This window comes from Rhizobium sp. Root708 (genome assembly GCF_001429725.1).
Classification (GTDB): Bacteria; Pseudomonadota; Alphaproteobacteria; order Rhizobiales; family Rhizobiaceae; genus Rhizobium.
Genome location: NZ_LMHV01000009.1, coordinates 150391 through 173286, shown reverse-complemented (window position 1 = coordinate 173286; position 22896 = coordinate 150391). Strand labels below are relative to the sequence as shown.

Sequence of the window (22896 nt, the reverse complement as noted above, 5' to 3'; positions counted from 1 at the left end):
CGTCAGCCGCATGCGAAACGCTCGCCCCAAGCAAAAGCAATCCCGCAAGCGCCGTCGAACTCATCAACTTGACCATGCCATTCCTCCCATCGTGCAAGTTTAGGTGATGCGGGATCATTCCCGCACCGATCACCCGCCCTCCTCGGGCGCAGTCTCCTACCGGCTATGCCGGCGTCTCCCTCTTCGGCATCCACCAACTCGTGCGGGCACCGATATGCATGTTCAGTGTTTTGGTTTCGGTGTAATCCTCGACCGCATGGCGACCGAGCTCCCGACCGAGACCCGACTGCTTGTAGCCGCCAAACGGCAACTCCGAAGCGCCATCCATGAAGGTGTTCATCCAGACCGTGCCTGCCCTGACCTTGCGACCAATCGTCATGCAGGTATCGAAGTCGCGGCTCCAGACGCCTGCTGACAGGCCATAATCGATCTGGTTGGCGATGCTGATCGCTTCCCCGGTCGTCTCGAAGGTCAGCACTGACAGAACCGGACCGAAGACCTCCTCCCGCGCGACAGCCATGTCGGGCGTGACTGCGTCCAGGATCGTCGGCGCCATGAACTGGCCCATCCCGAAATCGAGCACCTCGCCGCCCTGCGCGACCGTCGCCCCACTCTCCCTGGCGCCGGCGAGATACCCCGAAATCTTTTGCAGGTGCTGCGGCGTGATGATGGCGCCGACCTGCGTGCTCGGGTCGAGGGGATCGCCGACCTTGACGTCCCTGGCGAGTTCAGCGACGCGCTTGACGACGTCGGATGCGATGCTCTTGTGCAGGATCAGCCGCGAACCGGCATTGCAGCACTCTCCGGCGTTGAAATAGGCACCGAACACCGCTGCGTCGATGAAGGCATCAAGATCGGCATCGGGGAATACGATCTGCGGATTCTTGCCGCCGAGCTCGAGCGAGACCTTCTTCAGGGTCTGGGCGGCGTTGGTCATGGTCAGCCTGCCGACACCGGTCGAGCCGGTGAATGAGACCATGTCGACCTCGGAATGGGACGTCATGACCGCGCCAACTTCAGGCCCGGTGCCAGTGACGATATTGACCACACCGGCTGGAACACCGGCTTCCTGAAGGATTTCACCGAGAACGAGCGTCGATCCCGACGTCAGCTCCGACGGCTTGACCACAGCAGTGCAGCCCGCAGCCAGCGCGAAGGGAAGCTTCTGGCCGACGATCAGGAACGGGAAGTTCCACGGCGTGATGATCGAGACGACGCCGATCGCTTCACGCAACACGACGCCAAGCGTGCCGTCACCAAGTGTGTTGTAGCTTTCGCCATGCAGATCACGCGCAAGTGCCGCAGCATATCGCCAGATGTCGACGGAACCGGCGATCTCGCCTCTCACCTGCGAGATCGGCTTGCCCGCTTCGATCGCATCGAGATAAGCCAACTCTTCGGCGCGGGCCGAAATCAGATCCGCGGCTTTCAGGAGGACAGCCGAACGTTCGGACGCCGTCATCCGTGGCCAAGGCCCGTTGTCGAAGGCATTGCGGGCTGCGGCGATCGCCCGTTCCGCATCAGCTTTTGTTCCAGCCGGATAGCGGCTCACGACCACGCCGTGGCTCGGCGCAACCCGCTCGATCGGCTGGACGGTTCCCGCCTCCCAGCGACCGTCGATCAGCATCTTGAAGTCGCGAGCGCGGTGGTCGACAAGCGCCTTCGGCGCGACCAGAACCGTCATTACCATTCTCCTTTGAACTGTGCCGGACGCTTCTCGCTGAAAGACGCCACGCCTTCCTTGAGGTCGCCGGTCTTTGCAGCCAGGATCGACCCGAGGGCTTCCACCGCTGATCCATTGTCTTCACCACTTGCCGAGGCAATCATGAGCTTTACGATCTCAAGGGCCGCCGGCCCCCTCGCGGCGATGCGCCCGGCGTATTCCCTGGCCGCTTCGACGGCGTTTCCGGTCGTCGTGACAAGATCGACGATACCGAGTTCACGTGCCTGCTCCGCCGTGAAGATCTCGCCTCCGAGCGCCATCCGCCGGATGGCCTGAGCTCCAAACCGCTTGACGAGACGCTGCGTTCCCGACCAGCCCGGCACCATGCCAAGCCCGGTCTCGGGAAGGCCGATCTTGATCTGCTCTTCGGCGATGCGGATATCGGCAAGACCGGCGAGTTCAAGGCCGCCGCCCAACGCATGTCCGTTCAATGCGGCAATCAGCGGCACCCGTAGCGTTGCCAGTCTTTCGAATATGCGGTGGCCATGTCGCACCCAGGCGTGGCCGAACTCTTCCGGACGCATGCCGCCCCAGGCCTTAATATCGCCGCCCGCCGAGAAGCCCTTGCCCTCGCCGGTCAGGATCGCCACACGCGCATTGGTGTTCGCCTCGACCTCGTCTGCCGCGACAGCGAGTGCCTTCAGCATGTCGAGATCGAGGGCATTCAGCTTCTCCGGCCGCGACACGGTCATGATCGCGACGTGTCCCTCGAAGGCGACTTTCACGGTACCGCTAGTCATTGAACACCCCATCCAGCACGCGCGCCTCTTTTGTGGGAAGCGCGAGGCCGATGGTATCAATGCCGAAGAGCTTGGCATTCATGACCTTCAGATCATCCGCCACGATCAGCGGGAACTCCGACTGATCGAGGATATGTTCTTTGACGTCGACGCCGGGCGCAATCTCCGTAAGAACAATGCCTGCTGGCGTCAGCTTCATGACGCAGCGCTCGGTGACATAGGTAATGTCCTGCCCCTGCTCGATCGCCCGCGTGCCGGAGAAGGTGACATGTTCCACCTCGTTGACGAGCTTCCTGAGCTTGCCTTCCTTCTCGATCACAAGCTTGCCATTTTCGATGCCGAGCTTTGCGCCGGCATTGAACATGCCTGAAAATACGATCTTCTTCGCACGCGCCGTGATGTCGACGAAACCTCCGGCACCGGCGGTGACATGCGGCCGGAAGGACAGTTTCGAGACATTGACCGAGCCATCCTTGCCGATCTCGAGAAACGACAGCAGCGACGCGTCGAAACCGGCACCCTGGAAATAGGTGAACTGGTACGGCGACGGCATATAGGCGTCGGCATTGGACGCACAGCCGAAGGCGAAGTCGAGCAACGGGACGCCGCCAACCGCCCCCTGCTCGATCACCCAGGTGACTTTTCCGTGCAACCCTTCCTCAAGAAGAATGCGTGGCACGTTGGCCGAAATGCCGAAGCCGAGATTGACGCAACTGCCGGCTTCGAGCTCCTGCGCTACGCGGCGCGCGATCACCTTCTGGATATTGAATTCCGGCACGCGGAAACTTTCCAGCGGGCGGAAAATCTCCCCGGAGATTGCCGGATCGTAAAGCGTCTGAGTGGTCTGTTTCTGGTCTGGATCGACGATCACGTAATCGACGAGCATGCCGGGCACGCGCACGTCATGCGGCTTCAGCGATCCCTCCTTGGTGATCCGCTTGACCTGGGCAATGATGATGCCGCCATTATTGCGGGCGGCAAGCGCCTGATCGAGCCCACCAAGGTAAGCGCCCTCGTGCTCGTAGGTCAGGTTGCCGCGCTCGTCGGCAGTCGTTGCACGAATGATTGCTACCTGCGGCACGATCGCGGGGAAAAAGAGGTATTCATCTCCCTCGAACGGCACGCGTTTGACCACGGCCTCGCGCGAACCGAGTTCGTTCATCGCGCAGCCCTGCCGCTTGGGATCGACGAAGGTATCGAGACCGACCTTGGTTAGCACACCCGGCCGCTTGGCGGCGGCCTCGCGGTGAATGTCGAAGAGAATGCCGGACGGAATATTATAGGCTGGAATCTCGTTGTTGGTGATCATCTGCCAGATCAACGGAGGCTCGGCGCTGGACGGGCCGGATGGATACGAGCCGCCAATGATCCGCTTCAGCAAGCCCTTCTTCGCGACGTAGTCCACGCCCTTGATGCCGCTCATGTCACCGGCGGCGATCGGGTGAAGCGTCGTGATGTCGCGCGGATGGCCGGTCGCATCGAAGCGCTCGCCGATTGCCTTCAGCATCAGGTCGGGGCATCCAAGGCCGCTCGACGACGAAACGGAAACCACGGCCCCGTCGGGTATGAGTGCTGCGGCCTCTGCCGGGCTGATGTGCTTGCTCATCATGCTGCTCAAAGTCCTGTTTGAATTTTGACGGCTTTGCCGGTCGCGGCGGATTCGACGACAGCCAATCCCGTTGCCAGAGACCAGATACCGTCTCGTGCCGTTGCCGCCGGCTGTCCCTTGCCTGCGACGGCGCGATGAAACGCCTCGAGGACGGTCTGGTAGAGGTTCTTGTCGGTGGTCGGGAGTGCGCGCTCACCACTGGCGCTCTTGAGGATGACGGTGCCGACAGGCCGCTGCGTCATCACATTTCGCGCAATCAACGAACCCTCGGTTCCGTGGATCTCAAGGCCGGTTTCGGCATACTTTGCGGTGAAGGCATCGTGAAACTGGGCGATCACACCATTCTCGAAGCGCATGACACCCATGACGCCGTCTTCGATACCAGCCTTGCCCATCCCGCCCTCCTGGGCGAATGCGGTCACCTCCACCGGATCGCTCGCCAAAATAAAGCGCAAGGTGTCCGTGTCATGGACGGTAATATCGAGGATCACGCCGCCACCGGCGTCAGGCCGATCCAGTCGCCAGCCCTGCAGATGCGGCGGCAGATAGACAGCATGAAACACCCTGGCGGCAAGCGGCTGCCCGATCTGTCCTGACGCGATGGCTTCCCTCATGGCCGCGTGGGTCGAAGCGTTTCTCAAGTGATGGTTGGTCGCGAGCACGACGCCCGCCCGGTCCGCAGCGGCCATCATCGCCTTCGCGTCCTCGACGGTCATTGCCAGCGGCTTTTCGCAAAGGACGTGCTTGCCGGCGTTGGCCGCCGCGATCGCCTGGTCGCGATGCAATTCGTTGGTCGTCGATATGTAGACGGCGTCCACGTCACTGTCGGACAGCAGGGTTGCCAGATTGTCGGTGGACCTGCCGATGCCGTTCTCTCTTGCAAAGGCGGCACCGCGCTCGGCATTCGAACTCATGACGGCCACCACGTCTCCACCGGCGGCGCGGATAGCATCGATCACCCATTCACGCGCAATCGTGCTGGCGCCAACCAAACCCCATCTGACCGTCATGCTTCCTTCCTCCCAATCGTATCGTGTACCGGCCGCCCGCAGCTCTCGCGAACGACAAGCCGCACCGATGAGACGATGGCCTCCGGCTCCGCCTTGCCGGCATTGATCTGCTTGAGGAGCAACTGAGCGGCGCGACGGCCCATTCCCTGAGGATCGACCGAAATTGTCGTCAGTGCCGGGACTGCTGTCTTGGCCTCGATCACGTCGTCGAATCCGACGACGGCAAAGTCACGGGCAGGCTCCAGCCCGCGAGCGCGCAGGCCATCGCAGACGCCGAAGGCAACCGCATCGTTGAAGCAGACGGCGGCCGTTGGCGCGCCGGCAATCGACAGGACACGCGGGACCGCCTCGGCTCCCCCTGCCCTCGACGGTGGCCCGGACACGATCAGCTCTTGATCCAGCGCAAGGCCGCACGCCTCGACTGCATCCTGATAGCCGGCAAGCCTTTCATCAAAGACTGCCGTGTCACTGAAACCGCCGACAAAGGCGATGCGGCGATGACCAAGTGAGGCCAGATGCTTCACGCCCGCAGAGATTCCCTCACGATTGTCCGATACAACGGACGACGCCTTGGCTCCCGAGACATTTCGAACCGCAACCACCACCGGGATTCCGGCGCCGACGAGCGGCTTCAGGTCCGCGGCCTCCGTTCCACGAGCCGGCGACATGATGAGACCGGATATTCCGTGCTCGCGCATCGAAGCGATAACCTCGCGCTGCCGATCAAGGCTCTCGCTGGTATTTGACAGGAACTGAACGAACCCGGCCGACTGCACGACCATATCGACCCCGACAGCAAGCTCGGCAAAGAAGCCATTGGTCAGATCGTTGACCACAACGCCGATGATCTTAGACTTTGAGGCCGACTGCCGGAGATTGGCAGCACCGCGATTATAGACATAGCCGAGCTCGCGCATGACGGCGCTGACCTTTGCGCGAGTGCCGTCGTTGACGAGAGAAGATCCCTGCAGAACGAGCGAAACGGTCGACTTGGACACGCCAGCCGCTCGCGCGATATCGATGACGGTAACCCGCCTCTTTGACATGAGATCCTCCGATGGCGAGCCCGCCATTTCGAGTGGACAATAATTGGAACGTTCCAATTAAGTCAAGAGCAGAACATCGGAAACCGGCATGCAGGACGAAATCGCATGCTAATACATTGCCTTTAAACGTTTTTATTTACACTATCTGACAACAAAAGATGAGAGAAACGCTCATCAAATTTGGAACGTTCTAATAATTTGCGAGCACTCCGGCGCCCTGAATGTCTGCACGAAGACGCCCACGCATCACGCGGGCGTCCCAACCGCTAATGGCCAGTCTGCATTAGAACTTCACACCAACGCCGACCTGCACGACATTCTGCTTGAAGTCGACATTGGTTCCCAGGAGATCGCCGCGGCCGAAATCGTTGTAGCGGTACTCGACGCGCCCGAAAATCTTGTCAGTAAACGCATGATCGACACCAGCGCCGATCGTCCAACCGTTCAACGTGTCGCTGTCGTTACCAACCGGCGTCTTGAGCTTCGCGTTGGTTGCCGTCCAGCCACCCGCGGCGTAGATCAAGGTGTGGTCGATTGCATAGCCTGCCCGAGCTCGGGCCGAGCCCGAGAAGCCGCTTTTCAGCTTTGCGCCTCCGCCGTAGTCCTTGTCCGACCAATCGTAGTTGAGATCGCCTTCCACACCAGCAACGAAGCCGTTCGAGAACTGCCAGTTGTAGCCTGTAAAGCCGCCAAGACGCCAACCGTCGAAGCTGTCGGAACCCAGACCAACAACCTTTCCGGTGCCCCATCCGTAACCAGTGATCCCGCCAAGATAGAAGCCATCCCAGGTAAACGAGTTGGCGTCAGTGGCGACTGGCGGGGCCGGGATCTGATCGACAGCGTCAGCCGCAAAGGCGGATGTTGAGATGCTAAGCGCGGTCAGGGAAGCCGCGACGATGAGAAGACCCTTCATAATATTCTCCATTGAACTTTCCAGTACAGTCCCGAGACGACCGCGAAAGCCTCGAAGTCCCGGAACGTACGGCTCATAAAACGACAATGACGATGGATGGGCTTGTCGATTCCTTTTGTTTTTATGCTTGTGAGGCGGGGGAGTTGGAGAGCATGTTTAGAGCCACTTTGCTGAAGGCTCGACCTTCAAGACAGCAACCCTGACATAGCAGTTACCGTCGGCTCGCTTTATTGTGAACGATTGGTAACTTGCCAAATGCGCGCTTCCGAGGTTTATCCGACGGATGTTTTCGAAGCACTTGATCACGGCGATGAGCATTGCGGTTCTAACGGCATGCTCGCATGCGGAGCCCCTCGAGACGCCCCTCGCTCAGGCCAACATCCCCGCCGCGCCACCTTTGACAGATCAGGCGGTGATCGCCGATACGGTCGGTCGCGGAGAGGTCGGCCCGACCGCGCTTGCTTGGGCTAACCCGTCGACCGGAAGCGTCGGCGTCATTGAACATATCGACGCCAGCCAGGATAAGGCCGACGGATGTCGTGGCTTCACTACCAGCCGTCAATCACTAGACGGCATCACCCGTTTCAACGGTGTGGCCTGCCCTGCAGGAGACAGTTGGAAGGTCGGAGGCGACACCAAGGCTATCCGCTAGCTGCCGTGTGGGCGTCGCCTGAGCGGCGGCAGGTGCTGGAAGGCGGCAGAAGGTAGCCCCGATAGTCACGCGGCATGGATACGCCATTGGCGGGCCGATCCGTTCAAGCGCTCACAATCTGAACGGCCGCGCCGTAAAATCCTCGCCACCGCGACCTAGGGCAACGGATGAAAGCAGCGCCGATTGTGATCGCTTGCTCACCGCGAAATGCTGCCCACTGGTTCCAAATCAGCGCCCGCTTTAGTCAAACCCTTCTCAAGCATCGAGACCAAGTCCGGCTGAAGGCCAACAGCATCGACCGTTTTTTTGAACGCAGCAGGACTAATGTTTCCATCGTCCAGGCTGGCCTTCGCCTGTTCAGAACCCAACTCCCCTAGCGCAGCTAAGCGTATTACCTTGGTCAAGGGGCTGCTGCCGTTCACCTGTTCCGTCAATACGAGTGCTTCCGAGTATCGCGCGTCACGAAATGCGTCCAATGCCAGGACAACCAATGCGCAACGGGGGACGACGTCATCGCCATAGACAATCCGGCTGCCCTGTAACCCGCTGAGTAGAGCACGCCACCAAGCGCCGCCGCGGCATCGGAGCTGTTGGGATTGAGAGCGATCGCTTTATTCCCCGCCTCGATTGCGGCTTCCGTACTGCCTTTCGCGGCCCGCGCTGTCATCAAGGCAAGTTGCGCACGTCCGGAGAGCGGCGCTCTCGCGACGGCTTCGCGCGCCAAGTCGAGGGCGTGGTCGGTCACATCCTGCGGCGTTGTTCGTCCCTCCGATGCGAGAAGAGCGCGAGAGAGAGCCGCCTTCGCATCATAATTCTCCGGCATGAGTTGAACTGTGCGTTGCAGGCAGTCGACCGCGGCACCGAGGTCGCCACGCATTTCGATGGCGTATTCCGCTCGTATCACGCAGCCGTTGCCGAGTGAATCCGGATCGGACTGCAGCTCGATGGAATTGATCACCCCACGATTGGAAGCGATGCGCTTGGCTAGCACCGCGACGACCTCATCGCGAACGGCTGCGGTGTTCTTCCCTGTCGTTTCCACCTTTTCCAGTCCGGACATGAGAAGCTTGCCGGAGGCGTTTTCGATCACCTGCCACCAGACGCTTCGATCGTCCATGTCTCCATAGTATTTGAGCTGGATCGAATATTTGGCATCGGTCCCACGGTTCCGGACGGACGCATACCCCGGTTGTGTCACAATGATCGTCTGAAACTGCGTCAGCGCTGTCATCAAGCCGTCACGCATCTGGCTCGCTTCACCTGCCTGTTTCGGATTAGCGGCCTCTACAGACACATAAACGATGGGTTTTTCCGAAAACGTGGTCCGGTTAGAATAGGCGTATGCGCCCAAAACGCCGATTGCCGCGCAAGCGGCTGCCCATAGCGCCACACGCTTGACTCCACCGCCTTGACGCTGGGCCGTATCGGCCGGTGTCGTCTGCTGTGGCGGTTCCTCGCCCACCTCCTCATCATCGTCTCGATCAACGCGCAAGCGGGCGATCCTACGCGTAAAGCAGGCGACGTATTTTCCTTTTCTAATACTGATCCAGATGTCGTGATCATCGCCGAATGCCGCGTAAAAGGATTCCAATACGGACCTCAGACGGCTGATTTCGATGCGAACGATTGGATCGATCGCGGAGTCAAAATTACTCGGGCGTCCCAAGACATCGACGGCGATGACATACGCCTTGACCTCTTCATCATCGAAACGCCGTTCAACGAGGTAGGAAAGGATCGCCTTCTGGCGGTCGGCGGTCTTGAATCTTCTATCTGCGAGAAGCCGCTCGAGCGTATCCTTTGCCTCGGCGCAATCCACGTCCCGCATGAGTCCGTCGTCAATCTCAGCACTCATGGTCGTCCCCTGTACAGTGGTCGAAGCTGAAATATGCGCCAGAACTTTAGCAATTCAATAACATAAAGTTGCAAATCAACATACTAATATAACCTGTGATCAGGGAACGGCGACCTATAGCGGCGATGTGCTATTGAGAATGATCGAAAGCACATCACTTTCGATATCGGAACAGAGAGTTTCGTACTCTTTGATCAGCGGGCCGTCGTTTTGACCCCGCTCTTTTTGAAACCTTTGCAAAGCGACATAGGCGTCCTCATAGGCTTCAAACATGCCGTTGAGATGTGTTGATTGGGCTGCGATGATTTGCAGTCGCCCACGTATGGCAGGCAGCTTCAGCATGAGGCGCCAGAGGCCCCGCTGGGCTTTCTGAGAACTGCTATTGGCTGTTTCTTCTCTATCGCCCATCGGATCATCGCTCGCGGTTCCGACCAAACGCTCGAACAAGGATGCTCCCGCCAGCGAACTTGAGAAGTACGTTACGGTAAACTGCGCTGATGGCCGAAAGCTGTAACATTTGTAATGTCGGACTTTACCGTAACGTACTTCTAATATTCCTCCACAGCCGTACCGTCCGGCCTGCGAATGTTGAGACATGCAAAAGCACGGAGAACGAAATGACCTCCTCAGGCGGCAATGGCATCAGCAGAGCGGATTTCCTCAGGGGCGTGGCGTCTGCCGGTCTCGCGGTCACACTGGTCGGAAAGTCCGCCCAGGCAAATGCACAGGATGCCCCTCCCATCCCGAAAAGCGGTATTGCGGCGAAGCCCGCGACCAAGGCGACCCTTGAATACAACGCGCTCTATCGCAACGGCCTTCCGTTCGATGACGTCGAGGATTTCAAGGACGCGCATCGGGGCCTGCTGGCAGCACTTCCCGATCCGGCGATCATCAAGAATGCCGAAGGGACGCCCGTCTGGGACCTCAGCGTCTATAACTTCCTCGGCAAGTCCGAGGCAGACGACGCACCCGATACGGTGAATCCCAGCCTCTGGCGCATGGCCAAGCTGAACATGGTCCACGGCCTATTCGAAGTCGTTGACGGCATCTATCAGGCTCGCGGCTACGACCTGTCTGTGATGAGCATTATCAAGACCGATACGGGCTACATTGTCATCGATCCGCTGGTCAGCTCTGAAACCGCCCGGGCCGTCTGGAAGGAACTCGTCATCCCGAAGCTCGGCGACAAGCCGATCGTTGCCGTCATCTACACCCACAGCCACGTCGATCACTACGGTGGCGTTCGCGGCCTCGTCAATCAGGCGGACATCGATGCCGGCAAGGTCAAAATCCTTGCGCCTGAGGAATTCACCAAGGCTGCGGTCGGCGAAAACATCATCGCCGGAAACGCGATGAGCCGCCGCGCCAGCTACATGTATGGCAACCTTCTGCCTCGCGGACCGCAAGGTCAGGTCGATGGCGGTCTTGGCAAGACGACCTCCACGGGTGAAATCGGCCTGGCGCTGCCGACCGATTGGGCGACAGAGACCGGCCAAAAGATTATCATCGACGGCGTCGAACTTCAGGTGCTTATGGCACCGGAATCGGAAGCGCCTTCCGAGTTCATGTTCTACATTCCCAAATACAAGGCATTCTGCGCCGCCGAAGACGCCTGCCACACGCTGCACAATCTCTATACGCTGCGTGGCGCCAAGGTTCGCGACGGTCTGCTCTGGTCGAAATACCTGCAGCAGTCGATCGACATGTTCGGGGACGAGACCGAAGTCCTGTTCACCTCCCACCATTGGCCGACATGGGGCAACGATAAAGTTATCGCTCACCTCAAAAGCCAGCGCGACATGTTCCGCTTCATCCATGACCAGGTCATGCGCATGGCGAACGGTGGCATGACGCCAAAGGAGATCGGCGAAGTCATCCGGCTGCCGCAGGCTCTGGCGACGACATGGGCGTGCCGAAGCTACTACGGGACCGTCTATCACGATGCAGTGGCGCAATATAACCTTCGCCTCGGCTTCTTCGACGGTGTGCCGGCCACGCTGCATCAGCTTCCGCCGACCGAGGCGGGAAAACGCTACGTGGACTTCATGGGCGGCGCCGAAAATCTCTTGCGGCAGGCCCAGGTTTCGTTCGACCAGGGTGATTATCGCTGGGTTGCCGAAGTTGTGAACCACGTCGTTTTCGCCGATGGCAATAACGTGGCGGCCAAACAGCTTCTGGCCGACACCTACGAGCAATTGGGGTATCAGGCAGAATCGGGGCCGTGGCGTAACTTCTACCTCACGGGCGCGAGCGAACTTCGTCAGGGCGTGACCGAACTACCGGTTCCGAACACCGCTAGCCCGGACACGATCAAGGCGATGCCGATCGATATGTTCTTCGACTTCCTCGGCGTGCGCCTGAACGGTGACCGAGCCGCCGGCAAGTCGATCGAGATCAACATGGAGCTGACCGACACCAAGGAGAAGTACGTCGTCGGCGTCGAGAACTCGGCCATTCATTACTCGAAGGACAAGACAGCGCCCAGCGCCGACGTGTCGATCTCGACAACCAGAGAGGCGTTGAACGACGTCATGCTCGGAACATCGACGATGGAAAAGCAGGTCGTCGAGGGCAAGGCCAAGCTGACGGGGGATCCCAAGAAGCTGTCGGAGTTCGTCGGGTTGCTCGACAACTTCGAGTTCTGGTTCCCGATCGTCACGGCTTGATCTGGCAGGAGGCCTTTCAATGTGTACCATTTGCTCCTTGACGATCGAGTTTGCCGTCGAGCATCCGCAATCATTGGCGGTTGCGGTGGCGACGCGGCAGGCGATTGACATCGGCCTCCTTCCCGAACCGGATCCGACGGTGGAAATCGACATGGCACGATCGCGTCACGACGCGGTCGTGCAGCTCACCACCATGCAACAGCGCCTCGAACAGGTCCTATCGACCTCGCGCCTAATGGCGTTGCCCAACTTCTATGTCCTGATGATCGAAAGCCGCACATGGGGTTACTTTAGTCCGACCCGTGGCGGGTTCGACGTCAACGCGAATCCCTCACCTCCGAGGATCGAGGCGGACGAAGACGGTATCCGCGACAGCGTTATCGTGATCTCGCAGGCAGTTGCCGCGGAGATCAGCACGGGCCGCCTTCCTTTCACGACGGCGATGTCCGACGGATTGGCAATCATCGATGCACCAGGATTGTCGGAATCCGTCATTCGTGCCGCGTTCACGACATCCTACCCGGTAGATGAGTTCAGCGCTTTCGTTTGCACGGAAGTTGCATGAGGCGATGCACGGTGAAGAAAGTCGTTCGATTGTCAGTCATGTCGGGCAAGCTATGCTGAGGCGCCAATGAGCGTTGTAATTGCATTCGCCAAGGTCAGCATCCTTGCGGTGGGACTTCTCCTGGTCTTCATCCAATTGGCCGCTCACGAAATCGGCTACCGCGTCGGCAACAGCACGCGAATGCGTGGCAAGGCCCAGCCGGAGAACGTCGGCGTCGTCGTCGGAGGAATGTTGGGACTTCTGGCGTTTGTCCTGGCACTCACGCTCTCATATTCCAGTACGCGCTTCAGCGAACGCCGCCAGGACACACTGGCCGAGGCGAACGCGATAGGTACCGCGTGGCTGCGGGCGCAGGCCATTGGGTCCAGAGACGGATTGGAGATCGCTGGACTCCTTGAACGTTACCTCGATGCCCGCGAGAGCTTTGTTCGTGCTGGACGTAACGACGAAGCGATTGCGCGGGCAAACGAGGAGACATCAAGGCTTCAGCAGGAAATCTGGACGCATGTGACGGCCATTACGCGTCAACGACCGGACCCGATCGCCGCCGCTCTAATGGCCGCGGTCAACGAAACCTTTGATGCGAGCACCTCCGAGCGTTTTGCGTTGGAGACGCTTTTGCCGTCGCAGATATTCTGGCTGCTCATGGGCGTCATGATTCTGGCCATGTCATCACTCGGTTATCAATTCGGCCTCAAAGGTCCTCCGGTCCGTTTTCTTGTGCTCCTGCTGACTTTGGTCTGGACCGCGATCGTGATCGATATCCTTGATCTTGCCACCGCCAGACTTGGATCCTTCCGAACTGACGTCCGGGTTTACGAGTGGACACGGCAGGGTCTTTCGGGGACGAACCAAGCTGTAGCGCCGCTTCAATGATCCCCCTAAAGCGTATCCAGTAGCGTGTGTGCAACACCGAGGTGTAATCTGGCGCGATCCTGCATCCTACGGCGTGTGATTGCTTTCATTCGCGCCCGAACGAGGTGACACTCCGGTTGACTACAAGTCCATTCATACCGCGGCCTTCGGGGGAAGCTGATGTTTAGTAAGATTGGGTACGCAGCCGGCATTGTCACAGCACTTGCCATTTCTTCTTCCGCGTTTGCAGCCGACCTCCTTCCGGCCTCCACTCCACAGCCTGTACCGCAAAGCGCCAACGGCTGGTCCTTTTCGTTTTCGCCGTACTTCTGGGCGGCTGGTCTCGATGGCAAATCGGAAGTGTTCGGGTTGCCGACCGTCGATGTCAGCGAAAGCTTCGGCGACATTTTATCCGACCTCGACTTCGCCTTCATGGCGGCCGGCGACGCCCGCTATGACAAGTACAGCATTTTCACCGACATCAGTTATGTGAAGGTGACGACAGACTCTGCAACTCCTCGCGGCGTCGTCGCCGACGAGGTGAGCCTCAAGTCCGTGACCTTCACGGCCATGGTCGGCGGTGCCTACACCCTTTACGAAGACCAGCAGACGAGGTTCGACGTGCTGGCCGGCGCGCGTTTCTGGCACGCCGAGACGCGAATCGGCCTGAGCGGCGGCCTGGTCGGTGACATCTCGCGCTCTGACGACGCCAACTGGGTGGATGGTTTGGTCGGCTTCAAGGGAAGTCATTCGTTCACCGACAAAATCTTTGTCACAGGCTGGGCGATGATCGGTGGCGGCGGGGCCGATCTCGACTGGGATGTGCTCGGTGCGGTCGGCTACCAGTTCAACGAGACCGTTTCGGCTGTTGCCGGCTATCGTGCGCAGGGTGTCGACTACAGCAATGACGGCTTCACCTATGACATGATCCAGCACGGACCGATCCTCGGTGTACATGTTCGATTCTGAGATACCGGGCCGGAGCGCGCGAAAATGACAAGATTGCTACTGACCATAGCTGCGAGCTTTCTCGTGGCGGCATCCGCCGCATCGGCCCAAGACGCCGATCTCGCGAAGAAGTTGTCCAACCCAATCGCATCGCTGATCAGCGTGCCCTTCCAGTTCAACTACGACAGCGGCTATGGTCCGGCAGACGGGCACAAGGCGGTTCTCAACATCCAACCCGTGATCCCGTTCGATCTCAACGAGGACTGGGGGGTGATTTCGCGAACGATCGTTCCGGTCACATGGCAAGACGATATCGCCGGGGACAGTGGAACCCAGTTCGGTCTCGGCGACACTCTTCAAAGCTTCTTCTTTTCGCCCAAACAGCCCGCACCCGGGGGCATCATCTGGGGCGTCGGTCCCGCCATCCTGATTCCAACGGCAACAGAGCCTTTGCTCGGTGGCGAGAAGCTGGGGCTCGGCCCGACAGGCGTCGTCCTCAAGCAGGATGGCCCATGGACCTACGGCGCTCTGGCCAACCACATCTGGTCCGTGGCGGGTGACGGAGGGCGGTCGGACATCAGCTCGACGTTCCTCCAGCCGTTCATTTCTTATACCACCCACGACGCCTGGACCTTCGCGCTGAACACCGAAAGCTCATACGATTGGGAAAGCAATCAGTGGAGCGTTCCGATCAATTTCTCGGTTTCCAAGCTCGTCACCTTCGACAAGCAGCCCGTCAGCTTTCAGGTCGGTGCCCGCTATTGGGCTGAGTCACCGGACGGTGGTCCAAGCGGCTGGGGCGTTCGCGCCGGAATTACGTTCCTGTTCCCCAAGTGAGCTCAGAGCCCCGGGTTTGACGGTTATTCTGCCGCGCTTCGCTGGTAACAAATGACACTGTAACATTGCGCTTTACGGTAACGTACTTACAGCGCGACGACTTTTCTGCTCCCCTGTCCCTTCGATCCAATTGCCTAGCCGGTCGCTTGGCGGTTGCGGCTTCATGTTCGAAGGAGACCTATTGATGGCGTTGTGCTCCCTTAGCGCCCCTGGACGTTGGGCGATCGTAGTGCTCGCATCGGCGTTTCTCGCTGCCGGTGGAGGCGCTCTTCACGCCCAGGAGCAACCCGCTCCGGCCCCGTCGACCGTCCCAACTCCGGCATCCGCCCCAGCTGCCGATGCCCTTAGCGATGACGAGATGCAGGTGCTCGTCGCCCGTATCGCGCTCTATCCAGATGAACTCGTCGCCCTCATAACATCGGCCTCGCTCTATCCGTTGCAGATTGTCGAGGCTTCCCGCTTTCTGGGTCAGGTCAAAAGCAACTCCGCGCTCAAGCCCAAGGAAGACTGGGACGGAAGCGTCGTTTCGCTTCTCAACTACCCCGACGTCGTCAAGATGATGAGCGACGATCTCGATTGGACGCAGCAGCTCGGCGATGCCGTCGCGGATCAGCAGAAGGACCTCTTGATCGCCGTCCAGACGCTCCGCGACAAGGCTGTCGCCGACGGCATTATCAAGACAGACGACAAGGTCAAGGTCGTCCAGCAGAACGACAACGTGGTCATACAGGCCGCCAATCCGGAAAAAATCTACGTGCCGCAGTATGAGCCGCAGATGCTCTACGACGAAGGCTATGATCCCGTACCCATAGGCTACTACCCGGATCCGTATCCAAACTACTACTACCCCACAGCCCCCTACTTCGCGGGGTTCGTGACCGGTGCCATTTTCGGAGCCGTGGTCGATTGGGACAGATGGGGCGTCTGGGGCGGTCGGTTTGACGGTAACGATATCGACATCGATTGCGACCACTGCTTCAACCGGTTCGATCGCAACGGCAAGGTCAATTTCAACGACGTCGACTGGAAGAACGTCGATCGCAGCAAGATCAAGTTCGATCACAACCAGTTCGCCAACATCGACAAGAGCAACATTCGTAATCGATTGGAAGCCGGCGGCAACAACGATATCCGCACGAAGGCCAAGTCCGCCAAGGCGAGAGCCGCCAACGCCAACCATGCCCGAGTGACCCCGTCGGCCATCAAGGACATCAGAACCAACAAGATAGCTGGCGGCGGTGGCGACCTTCGAGATCGCGTTGCCAATCGCCCATCGGGCGACCGCCGCGGCGAGATCGGTGAACGCGGAAACCGCGACATCGGACATCACGCCATGGCCGGCAAGCGCGATGCACGTCCGAATCGGCCATCTGGGCTTGGCGAGGTTCGCTCAAGAAGCGCAGCCAATCTCCACTCCCAGCGTGGTGGCCGCGCAATGGGTGGTGGACACCATGCCAGTCGTCCGGAGTTCGCCGGCCATCGTGGCCGAGGCGGCGGAACCCACTTCAGTGGCGGTGGCGGCGGCAGAGGCGGCGGAGCCCACTTCAGCGGCGGTGGTGGTCGTGGTGGCGGCGGTCACGCTCGCGTTCCCCACGGTGGACGTAGACGCTAATCGAACCGAACGGAGTTACTGCCATGAGTGCCCATCACCCTCGCATTGGATTTCGTTTGATCGCCGTGGCGACGTTGTCGGTTCTGCTGTCGACCGCTGGCACGTTTGCCGCCGAGAAAGACCTCGTCGATCTTGTCTCGAAACAGTTGCCGACGGAGTACGATAGCGCCGACGCCGCACTCGCCGCATTCAAGGAGGCCGTCAACACCTCGGACCTGGATAAACTGGCGTCCATTCTCGGCGTCGATGCAGCGCGCCTCAAATCGACCGATGGCGTGACGGAAACTCTGGCCGCGATCAAGGATGGAATTGGCAAGCGCATCGCACTGGAAGAGAGGAACGGCCAGAGCATCGTCGATGTCGGCGAGGTCATGTGGCCCTTCCCGTTCCCGATCGTAAAGGCCGAGAACGGCAAGTTCGCCTTCGATCCGGTCGTCGGCATCGAGGAGATCATCAATCGCCGTATCGGCGAGAACGAGATCCAGACGATCGAGACCGTGCGCGGCTATGTCGATGCGCAGCAGCAATATGCGACCGCAGATCATGACGGCGACGGCGTGCTTGAATACGCACAGAAACTGGTCAGTAGTCCCGGCAGGGCGGATGGTCTCTACTGGCCGGAGAGTGACGGACTCGGCGAAAGCCCGGCTGCTCCCTATCTTGACTACGTTCAATTCGACAAAGCGAAGAACGACGGATACTTCGGCTACCGATACAAGGTCCTGACGCGACAGGGCGGCAACATCGCCGGCGGACCCTATGACTACGTGATAAACGGCAACATGATCGCTGGTTTCGCCCTGGTCGCTTGGCCAGTGAAATACGGCGAGACAGGGGTAAACACCTTCGTCGTCAACCGCAATGGCATCGTCTACCAGGCCGATCTTGGCGCGGATACCGACAAGATCGCGCGGGCGATGAAACAGTTCAATCCGGGTGACCGTTGGTCGGTGACCGAGGACTGAGCATGGTGGATGCGAAGCTTGGGGCGGCACAACCAGCGGAAAGCGCGGGCATGCAAGAGGATCGGCTGGAATTTCTTGCGTCGCACGGCGGTCCGTTCTTCGAACTACAGCGACGGCTCAATCTGGTTCACGAACGAAGCCTTCACACGGGCCGCCGTATCCTCCTTTTTGTCGCGGCCGCATGGGCCGTTCCACTTCTACTTACACTGCCGACATTGGCCTCGGAGACGCCAACGCTACGGGCCTACCTCACGGATCCTGGTCCGTGGGCACGTTTCCTCGTCGGCATCGCGGCGTTTCTGGCAGCGGAACAGTCCGTCGAGGCGGGTTTGCGGCGCAAGCTCGGCCAATTTCTCCGCGCGCCGTTGATTCCGCCTGCGTCGCAAGAATCGGCGATCTCCGCACTGGACAAGGCGTTGGCACGCCGCAACTCGATCCCTGCGGAGGTCGTATGCCTAGCGCTTGCTGTTTTCTCCGCAGTTCTCGCCTTCGCGACCTTCAAGCAAGCTCCATTGACGAACTGGGCAGCCACCGTCACGGGAGACGTTCATCATCTCACCCTTGCGGGCTGGTGGTGCGTCTTCATCAGCATTCCGCTGTTCATCTTCCTTTTTTGTCGGGGCGTGTGGCGGCATCTGGTATGGGCTAAGCTGCTACGGAGCATCGCGCATCTCGACTTGAGGCTGGTGTCGACCCATCCCGATGGCAAAGGCGGGCTTGCCTTCGTGGGAGACTATCCGAACGCCTACGTTCTCTTCGTTTTCGGTGTCAGTTGCGGCATGGCCGCCGCGGTCGCCAAACATCAGATGCAGGCCGATCTATCAGCGGCGACGCTCACCACCATTATGGCCGCGTGGCTGCTGATCGTCCTCGCCTTCTTTGCCTATCCCCTGTCCGCTTTTTCGAAGCCGCTTACGCAGATGAAGGATCGAACGCTGCTGACGCTGTCGGCACGGGCAACGATCCAGCAGCGCGGCGCCGAACGAAAGGCAATAGGCGAGAATGTCGTCGCACCGGATGCGAAAGAAGCCGAGCAATCGATCGATCCGGTTGATCTCACGAAACAGTACGAGCAGACGCGGAAGCTATCGTCGATGCTCGTCAACCGCAAAACCCTACTGCCCGTCGCCGCCGCAGCACTGATCCCATTCGCAATCGCTGGCGCATCTAAACTGCCGTACAAGGAGGTGTTTTCTGTACTGAAGAAGCTTCTGCTGATCTGAGCATCCAAGGACCCTCCCAGGGCGCGGGAAGCGGGCTGGCTTCCCGCATGTTCTGGCCGTTGCGTGCGAAGACGATGTGCTCAATCCTTGACGCACGTTTTGGAATGTTGGAAATGGCGCCGCGGCTTTCCTTTGGCTTTGAGCAGCCCTATCGCGACTCCGTACGCATCCCCTTAGACAAACCCATCTCAACCAGGCTTTTTTTTACACTCTTGGCGCGGTAGTTTGGATCGCGGACCAAGAATTTGGATTCAGTGAAGAAAACTCGGTGTTTGGGTGGTTCATGACATCATGTTCGTGGGCGCGGCTCAGTTGATTGAGGGGCGCCGGCCGGCGGCGCGCCTGGGATAAGGCAATAGGCTTTGAAGCATCGTCCACTGGCGGGGACCTCTCTCGCACTCTCTGAACTTGGCTATGGTTGCGCCGGCCTCGGCGGTGCCTATCGACCGATCACTCGAGAGGAAGCGCTGGAAACATTGTCCGCCGCCTGGGAGGCGGGGGTACGCTACTTCGACGTCGCTCCCGCTTACGGCGCCGGCGCTGCGGAACGCGTTCTTGGCGATTTCCTGAGGGATAAGCCGCCCGGCGAGTACGTGATATCGACGAAGGTCGGGAAGCTCCTGCGGCCGTCCTTGTCGATCTCGCCTCCGCGCATGCCCTTCGAGATCGACCTCGACTACAGCTACGACGGCATCATGCGATCCGTCGAGTTTAGCCGCAGCCGTCTTGGGCTTGCCAAGATCGACATGCTCTTCGTCGACGACCTCGAGCCATCGACGCTCGGTTTCTCAAATTATCGCCGCCACCTTCCGGCGTTTCTCGATACCGGCGTCAAGGCGCTCGAGCGGCTACGCTCCTCGGGAGAGATCGCCGCCTTCGGCTTGGGGGTAAATGACGTCGGCGCCTGCATCGACGTCATGCATCGGGTGAAGCTCGATTGCCTTCTCTTGAACGGTCGATACACCCTTCTCGATCGCACAGCAGGAACACGCGTGATTGGAATGTGCGAACGGTCAGGCACGCCGATGATCGTCGGCAGCCTCTTCAACAGTGGCGCGCTTGTCGGGCGCGAGACGGTTTCGGGAACGATCAGCGAGGACGTCGCCGCCCGCGCTCAAGCCGCCCGCCAGATTGCCGATGACGCGAATATCAGCATCGATACGGCCGCGGTCCAGTTCCCCTTAAGAAACACGCTTGTTGCATCGGCACTGCTCGGAACAACGCGACACGAAAGAATCCGCAGCGCCGCCTCGGGTCTCGCGCAAGTCATACCTGAAACCGTCTGGGGCCGGTTTACCTCTCTCGCCTTCAACTGAGAGGTCGCGCGACGGCGGCTGCACACGTCAGGCAGTCTTTACCTACGTGCTGGCCTTCGACTTGAGGAGGATGATGAGCAGCAGACCGGCGACAATGAGCGCCGCCCCCTCAAGGTGGTAGAACTGTAGCTGTTCACCGAGAATGAGGTAGGCGAGTATCGCGATAAAGATCGTCTGAATGTAGAGGAGGACGCCAGCCCGGCTCGCCCCCAAGGTCTCGATGCTCCGATTGAAGAGATAATACATCAGCGCTCCGCCCGGAATTGCCACATAGGCAAGCGCCACAAAGCCGCTGCCGGTCAGCGTCGTGCGGTCGTCGGATGCAATCTCGATCAGGTATAGGGGCAGCGCTGTCAGAACCGCTGCGCCGAGAAGCAAAACCAGGAGAGCGAGGCGATCGATATCGAACTTCGCGCGGCGGAGAAGGACGGTGTAGAGGCTGAAGCAGAAGGCTCCAGCGATGATCCAAAGCTCTCCGGGGTTGAATTCCAATCGCATGAGGGCGGCGGGGTTGCCCTTCACGATAATGACAAGAATCCCGAGGAACGCGAGGACGGACCCGACGACCTGCCAGCGTCCCATCGGCTCGGCCAGAACGAAGCGGGCGAGGATCATCGTAATGATCGGAATCAGCGCGATGATGATCCCGGCGGTCGTGGCGTCGGCATGCTCAAGCCCGACGAAAATCATTCCCTGACAGATCGCAAGTCCGATGCCGCCAACAACGATGATTTCCAGCGCGCGCTTTTTCAGAAGCGCGACCATGTCGCCAAAGTGCCTGCGGACCATCGGCATCAGGATCGCCCAGGCTATCAGGACGCGCCAAAAGCAGAGCGCCCAGGGCGGCATTTCCGGCGATACCCATTTGGCGGCGATATAGACGCCTGCCGACAGCAGCCAGCACAGGACGCCGACGGAATAGGCGATCGAAAGCGAGTTGCTCGTCGTCTGTTCCGCTCTGACCCCGTCGCGATGGACTGCCAGCAGATGCATAGCCATGGCCACATGTTATGCCACAGTTTCCCGACGCCGCCCATGGGCTCACACGGCCCTCGTCAAGCATTAGCAAAGCAGATGCAGCTCCCGACCGCTTCCCGCGACCGAGGGAGCATGCACCAAACGGATGTCTCGCGGCTGGTATCGACATTAAGTAGCATCACGTGGGTTGCATTAACGGTTGCAAGGCGGGGACACGAGTGCTGCATTACCGAAATTACCTATACATGCTGCGAAGGAAGATGCGCTTGGCGCCGGGCCTGGACGAGATAGCGAGCCGGACCCTTGTCGTGTCACCGGCTGAACGGGGCAGCCGACAAGCGGCGATCTATCTCCCGGGCCAGTTGGAACGTGTCCGCGATGTGCAATTCGAAACTACTCGGGAATACGAAATGGCGCGCATTTCGGCCGGGTCGGTCCATCATGCCGCCACACTTGCCTACCTGGTCGAGCATGCTCATTACGTTGATGGGGATCTTTACGCGAGAGGCATGCGCCACCGACAGGTAATCAGGCCCGAGTCGAGGGCGATCTGGAAACGCGCCGTACACATCGATGAATGCGCTTTGCCATCGATGCCCCTCGGAGACAAGTATTTCGCCCATCAGGTGATCGACGTTGCCGCCACCGCGATGCTTGCGGAAACAGTCGCGCCGACGTATCTCGCGCGAGGAAGCTTTTCCGACGATTGGCCTCATTCGAAAGCCTATTACGCGCTGCTTGGCGTTGACTTCCCCGTCCTGGATGCGGCGCTCATTCGTAAGGCCTGGGTCTTTCAGGACTACGGAATGACCGCGAACAGGCGTTCCCGCATTGCCGCCCTGCGCGACCGCGCCATGTCCCGTAGGGCCGCCCAGGACGGGCGTCGCGTCTTTATCAGCCGAAAGGCGACGGGCGAGCGGCGTCTGCTGGAAAACGAAGCCGAATTGACGGAGCGGCTCATCAAAGAAGGATTTGATGTCGTGGACCCGGCAACAATGACCGTTGCGGAAATCGTCGAGCGAATATCGGGGGCCTCGTTGGTCTGCTCAGTGGAAGGCAGCAATCTTGCCCATGGGATCCTCACTATAGCGAATAAGGGAGCGATACTCACTCTTCAGCCGCCATACCGCTTTAACAATTTATGGAAGGACTATGCTGACGCCCTTGATATGACTTACGGCTTTGTCGTCGGCGAAGGAGGTAAAACCTCCTTCAGCATTTGTGCCGATGACGTGGTGAAGACTGCGGATATGCTGTCGGGGCGCAGTTAGTTGCATCAGTCGAGCATTCGAAAGATGTGGAACTAGCCTACCTCTTCGCCGGAGACATTCCCTCTTCCTTCGCTTCGAGCCCCGACTGCGGAACCGCTGCGCGCCGGACGCA

Annotated in this window: 21 protein-coding genes; 11 read left to right on the top strand and 10 right to left on the bottom strand. The window is 59.6% G+C overall.

Annotated features, from left to right (window positions below; translation table 11 throughout):
- Nucleotides 1-163: 163 nt before the first annotated feature.
- From ASE04_RS09510 to ASE04_RS09485, 6 genes are all read right to left on the bottom strand, one after another.
- Nucleotides 164-1690 carry an aldehyde dehydrogenase family protein gene (locus tag ASE04_RS09510; protein WP_200960701.1) on the bottom strand — a complete coding sequence of 509 codons (1527 nt, stop codon included), beginning with the start codon at nt 1688-1690 and terminating at the stop codon, nt 164-166.
- Nucleotides 1684-2463, bottom strand: a complete 780-nt coding sequence (locus ASE04_RS09505) for an enoyl-CoA hydratase/isomerase family protein (protein WP_056815631.1) — start codon at nt 2461-2463, stop codon at nt 1684-1686. Before ASE04_RS09505 ends, ASE04_RS09510 begins: the two co-directional genes overlap by 7 nt.
- Nucleotides 2456-4069 carry an acyl CoA:acetate/3-ketoacid CoA transferase gene (locus tag ASE04_RS09500; protein ID WP_056815685.1) on the bottom strand — a complete coding sequence of 538 codons (1614 nt, stop codon included), beginning with the start codon at nt 4067-4069 and terminating at the stop codon, nt 2456-2458. Before ASE04_RS09500 ends, ASE04_RS09505 begins: the two co-directional genes overlap by 8 nt.
- 8 nt (nt 4070-4077) lie before the next feature.
- Nucleotides 4078-5082, bottom strand: coding sequence for a Gfo/Idh/MocA family protein (locus tag ASE04_RS09495; RefSeq protein WP_056815629.1), 1005 nt, complete (start codon nt 5080-5082; stop codon nt 4078-4080).
- A complete protein-coding gene (locus tag ASE04_RS09490; protein ID WP_056815625.1) occupies nt 5079-6128 on the bottom strand; it encodes a LacI family DNA-binding transcriptional regulator in 1050 nt (349 codons plus the stop codon). The genes ASE04_RS09495 and ASE04_RS09490 overlap by 4 nt, the downstream gene beginning before the upstream one ends.
- Before the next feature lie 283 nt (nt 6129-6411).
- Complete coding sequence (locus ASE04_RS09485) at nt 6412-7053, bottom strand: outer membrane protein (RefSeq protein WP_443216854.1); 642 nt, start codon at nt 7051-7053, stop codon at nt 6412-6414.
- 271 nt (nt 7054-7324) lie between these two features.
- Between ASE04_RS09485 and ASE04_RS09480 the strand changes: the two genes are divergently transcribed.
- A complete protein-coding gene (locus tag ASE04_RS09480) occupies nt 7325-7693 on the top strand; it encodes an RT0821/Lpp0805 family surface protein (RefSeq protein WP_056815620.1) in 369 nt (122 codons plus the stop codon).
- A 197-nt stretch (nt 7694-7890) separates the two neighbouring features.
- Here the strand turns inward: ASE04_RS09480 and ASE04_RS09475 are convergent, their stop codons facing one another.
- From ASE04_RS09475 to ASE04_RS09465, 3 genes are all read right to left on the bottom strand, one after another.
- Nucleotides 7891-8127, bottom strand: a complete 237-nt coding sequence (locus ASE04_RS09475; protein WP_056815617.1) for a hypothetical protein — start codon at nt 8125-8127, stop codon at nt 7891-7893.
- Nucleotides 8124-9548, bottom strand: coding sequence for a tetratricopeptide repeat protein (locus tag ASE04_RS09470; RefSeq protein ID WP_156408742.1), 1425 nt, complete (start codon nt 9546-9548; stop codon nt 8124-8126). The genes ASE04_RS09475 and ASE04_RS09470 overlap by 4 nt, the downstream gene beginning before the upstream one ends.
- 114 nt (nt 9549-9662) lie before the next feature.
- Nucleotides 9663-9995 (bottom strand): hypothetical protein, encoded by a 333-nt coding sequence (locus tag ASE04_RS09465; RefSeq protein WP_244490371.1) that lies wholly within the window; start codon nt 9993-9995, stop codon nt 9663-9665.
- Between the two features lie 170 nt (nt 9996-10165).
- On the opposite strand from ASE04_RS09465, the gene ASE04_RS09460 reads away from it, so the two are divergent.
- The 9 genes from ASE04_RS09460 (at nt 10166) to ASE04_RS09420 (ending at nt 20535) form a co-directional block, all read left to right on the top strand.
- Nucleotides 10166-12214: an alkyl/aryl-sulfatase gene (locus ASE04_RS09460; protein WP_056815610.1), complete on the top strand. Its 2049-nt coding sequence runs from the start codon at nt 10166-10168 to the stop codon at nt 12212-12214.
- A gap of 19 nt (nt 12215-12233) precedes the next feature.
- Nucleotides 12234-12779 (top strand): hypothetical protein, encoded by a 546-nt coding sequence (locus ASE04_RS09455; RefSeq protein ID WP_056815607.1) that lies wholly within the window; start codon nt 12234-12236, stop codon nt 12777-12779.
- Nucleotides 12780-12845: 66 nt separating this feature from the next.
- Entirely contained in the window at nt 12846-13655 is an 810-nt protein-coding gene (locus tag ASE04_RS09450; protein WP_056815605.1) for a bestrophin-like domain, read from the top strand.
- A 159-nt stretch (nt 13656-13814) separates the two neighbouring features.
- Complete coding sequence (locus tag ASE04_RS09445) at nt 13815-14603, top strand: hypothetical protein (RefSeq protein ID WP_056815603.1); 789 nt, start codon at nt 13815-13817, stop codon at nt 14601-14603.
- A gap of 24 nt (nt 14604-14627) precedes the next feature.
- Nucleotides 14628-15419, top strand: a complete 792-nt coding sequence (locus tag ASE04_RS09440) for a hypothetical protein (protein WP_056815599.1) — start codon at nt 14628-14630, stop codon at nt 15417-15419.
- Between the two features lie 184 nt (nt 15420-15603).
- A complete protein-coding gene (locus ASE04_RS09435; protein ID WP_056815596.1) occupies nt 15604-17031 on the top strand; it encodes a DUF3300 domain-containing protein in 1428 nt (475 codons plus the stop codon).
- A gap of 23 nt (nt 17032-17054) precedes the next feature.
- Nucleotides 17055-17996, top strand: coding sequence for a DUF2950 family protein (locus ASE04_RS09430; RefSeq protein WP_056815594.1), 942 nt, complete (start codon nt 17055-17057; stop codon nt 17994-17996).
- A gap of 50 nt (nt 17997-18046) precedes the next feature.
- Nucleotides 18047-19219 (top strand): hypothetical protein, encoded by a 1173-nt coding sequence (locus ASE04_RS09425; RefSeq protein WP_156408741.1) that lies wholly within the window; start codon nt 18047-18049, stop codon nt 19217-19219.
- A 362-nt stretch (nt 19220-19581) separates the two neighbouring features.
- Complete coding sequence (locus ASE04_RS09420; RefSeq protein WP_056815588.1) at nt 19582-20535, top strand: aldo/keto reductase; 954 nt, start codon at nt 19582-19584, stop codon at nt 20533-20535.
- A gap of 42 nt (nt 20536-20577) precedes the next feature.
- Here ASE04_RS09420 and ASE04_RS09415 read toward each other — a convergent pair whose 3' ends face one another.
- Nucleotides 20578-21534: a DMT family transporter gene (locus tag ASE04_RS09415; RefSeq protein ID WP_056815585.1), complete on the bottom strand. Its 957-nt coding sequence runs from the start codon at nt 21532-21534 to the stop codon at nt 20578-20580.
- A gap of 245 nt (nt 21535-21779) precedes the next feature.
- Between ASE04_RS09415 and ASE04_RS09410 the strand changes: the two genes are divergently transcribed.
- Nucleotides 21780-22784 (top strand): glycosyltransferase 61 family protein, encoded by a 1005-nt coding sequence (locus tag ASE04_RS09410; protein ID WP_162260517.1) that lies wholly within the window; start codon nt 21780-21782, stop codon nt 22782-22784.
- The last annotated feature ends 112 nt before the right edge of the window (nt 22785-22896 follow it).

Coding starts and splice junctions, on each gene's coding strand:
- ASE04_RS09470 (WP_156408742.1), bottom strand. CDS start 9,548: ATGAGTGCTGAGATTGACGACGGACTCATGCGGGACGTGGATTGCGCC.
- ASE04_RS09460 (WP_056815610.1), top strand. CDS start 10,166: ATGACCTCCTCAGGCGGCAATGGCATCAGCAGAGCGGATTTCCTCAGG.
- ASE04_RS09505 (WP_056815631.1), bottom strand. CDS start 2,463: ATGACTAGCGGTACCGTGAAAGTCGCCTTCGAGGGACACGTCGCGATC.
- ASE04_RS09510 (WP_200960701.1), bottom strand. CDS start 1,690: ATGGTAATGACGGTTCTGGTCGCGCCGAAGGCGCTTGTCGACCACCGC.
- ASE04_RS09445 (WP_056815603.1), top strand. CDS start 13,815: ATGTTTAGTAAGATTGGGTACGCAGCCGGCATTGTCACAGCACTTGCC.
- ASE04_RS09500 (WP_056815685.1), bottom strand. CDS start 4,069: ATGAGCAAGCACATCAGCCCGGCAGAGGCCGCAGCACTCATACCCGAC.
- ASE04_RS09450 (WP_056815605.1), top strand. CDS start 12,846: ATGAGCGTTGTAATTGCATTCGCCAAGGTCAGCATCCTTGCGGTGGGA.
- ASE04_RS09415 (WP_056815585.1), bottom strand. CDS start 21,534: ATGGCTATGCATCTGCTGGCAGTCCATCGCGACGGGGTCAGAGCGGAA.
- ASE04_RS09480 (WP_056815620.1), top strand. CDS start 7,325: ATGTTTTCGAAGCACTTGATCACGGCGATGAGCATTGCGGTTCTAACG.
- ASE04_RS09490 (WP_056815625.1), bottom strand. CDS start 6,128: ATGTCAAAGAGGCGGGTTACCGTCATCGATATCGCGCGAGCGGCTGGC.
- ASE04_RS09425 (WP_156408741.1), top strand. CDS start 18,047: ATGCAAGAGGATCGGCTGGAATTTCTTGCGTCGCACGGCGGTCCGTTC.
- ASE04_RS09435 (WP_056815596.1), top strand. CDS start 15,604: ATGGCGTTGTGCTCCCTTAGCGCCCCTGGACGTTGGGCGATCGTAGTG.
- ASE04_RS09495 (WP_056815629.1), bottom strand. CDS start 5,082: ATGACGGTCAGATGGGGTTTGGTTGGCGCCAGCACGATTGCGCGTGAA.
- ASE04_RS09485 (WP_443216854.1), bottom strand. CDS start 7,053: ATGGAGAATATTATGAAGGGTCTTCTCATCGTCGCGGCTTCCCTGACC.
- ASE04_RS09430 (WP_056815594.1), top strand. CDS start 17,055: ATGAGTGCCCATCACCCTCGCATTGGATTTCGTTTGATCGCCGTGGCG.
- ASE04_RS09440 (WP_056815599.1), top strand. CDS start 14,628: ATGACAAGATTGCTACTGACCATAGCTGCGAGCTTTCTCGTGGCGGCA.
- ASE04_RS09455 (WP_056815607.1), top strand. CDS start 12,234: ATGTGTACCATTTGCTCCTTGACGATCGAGTTTGCCGTCGAGCATCCG.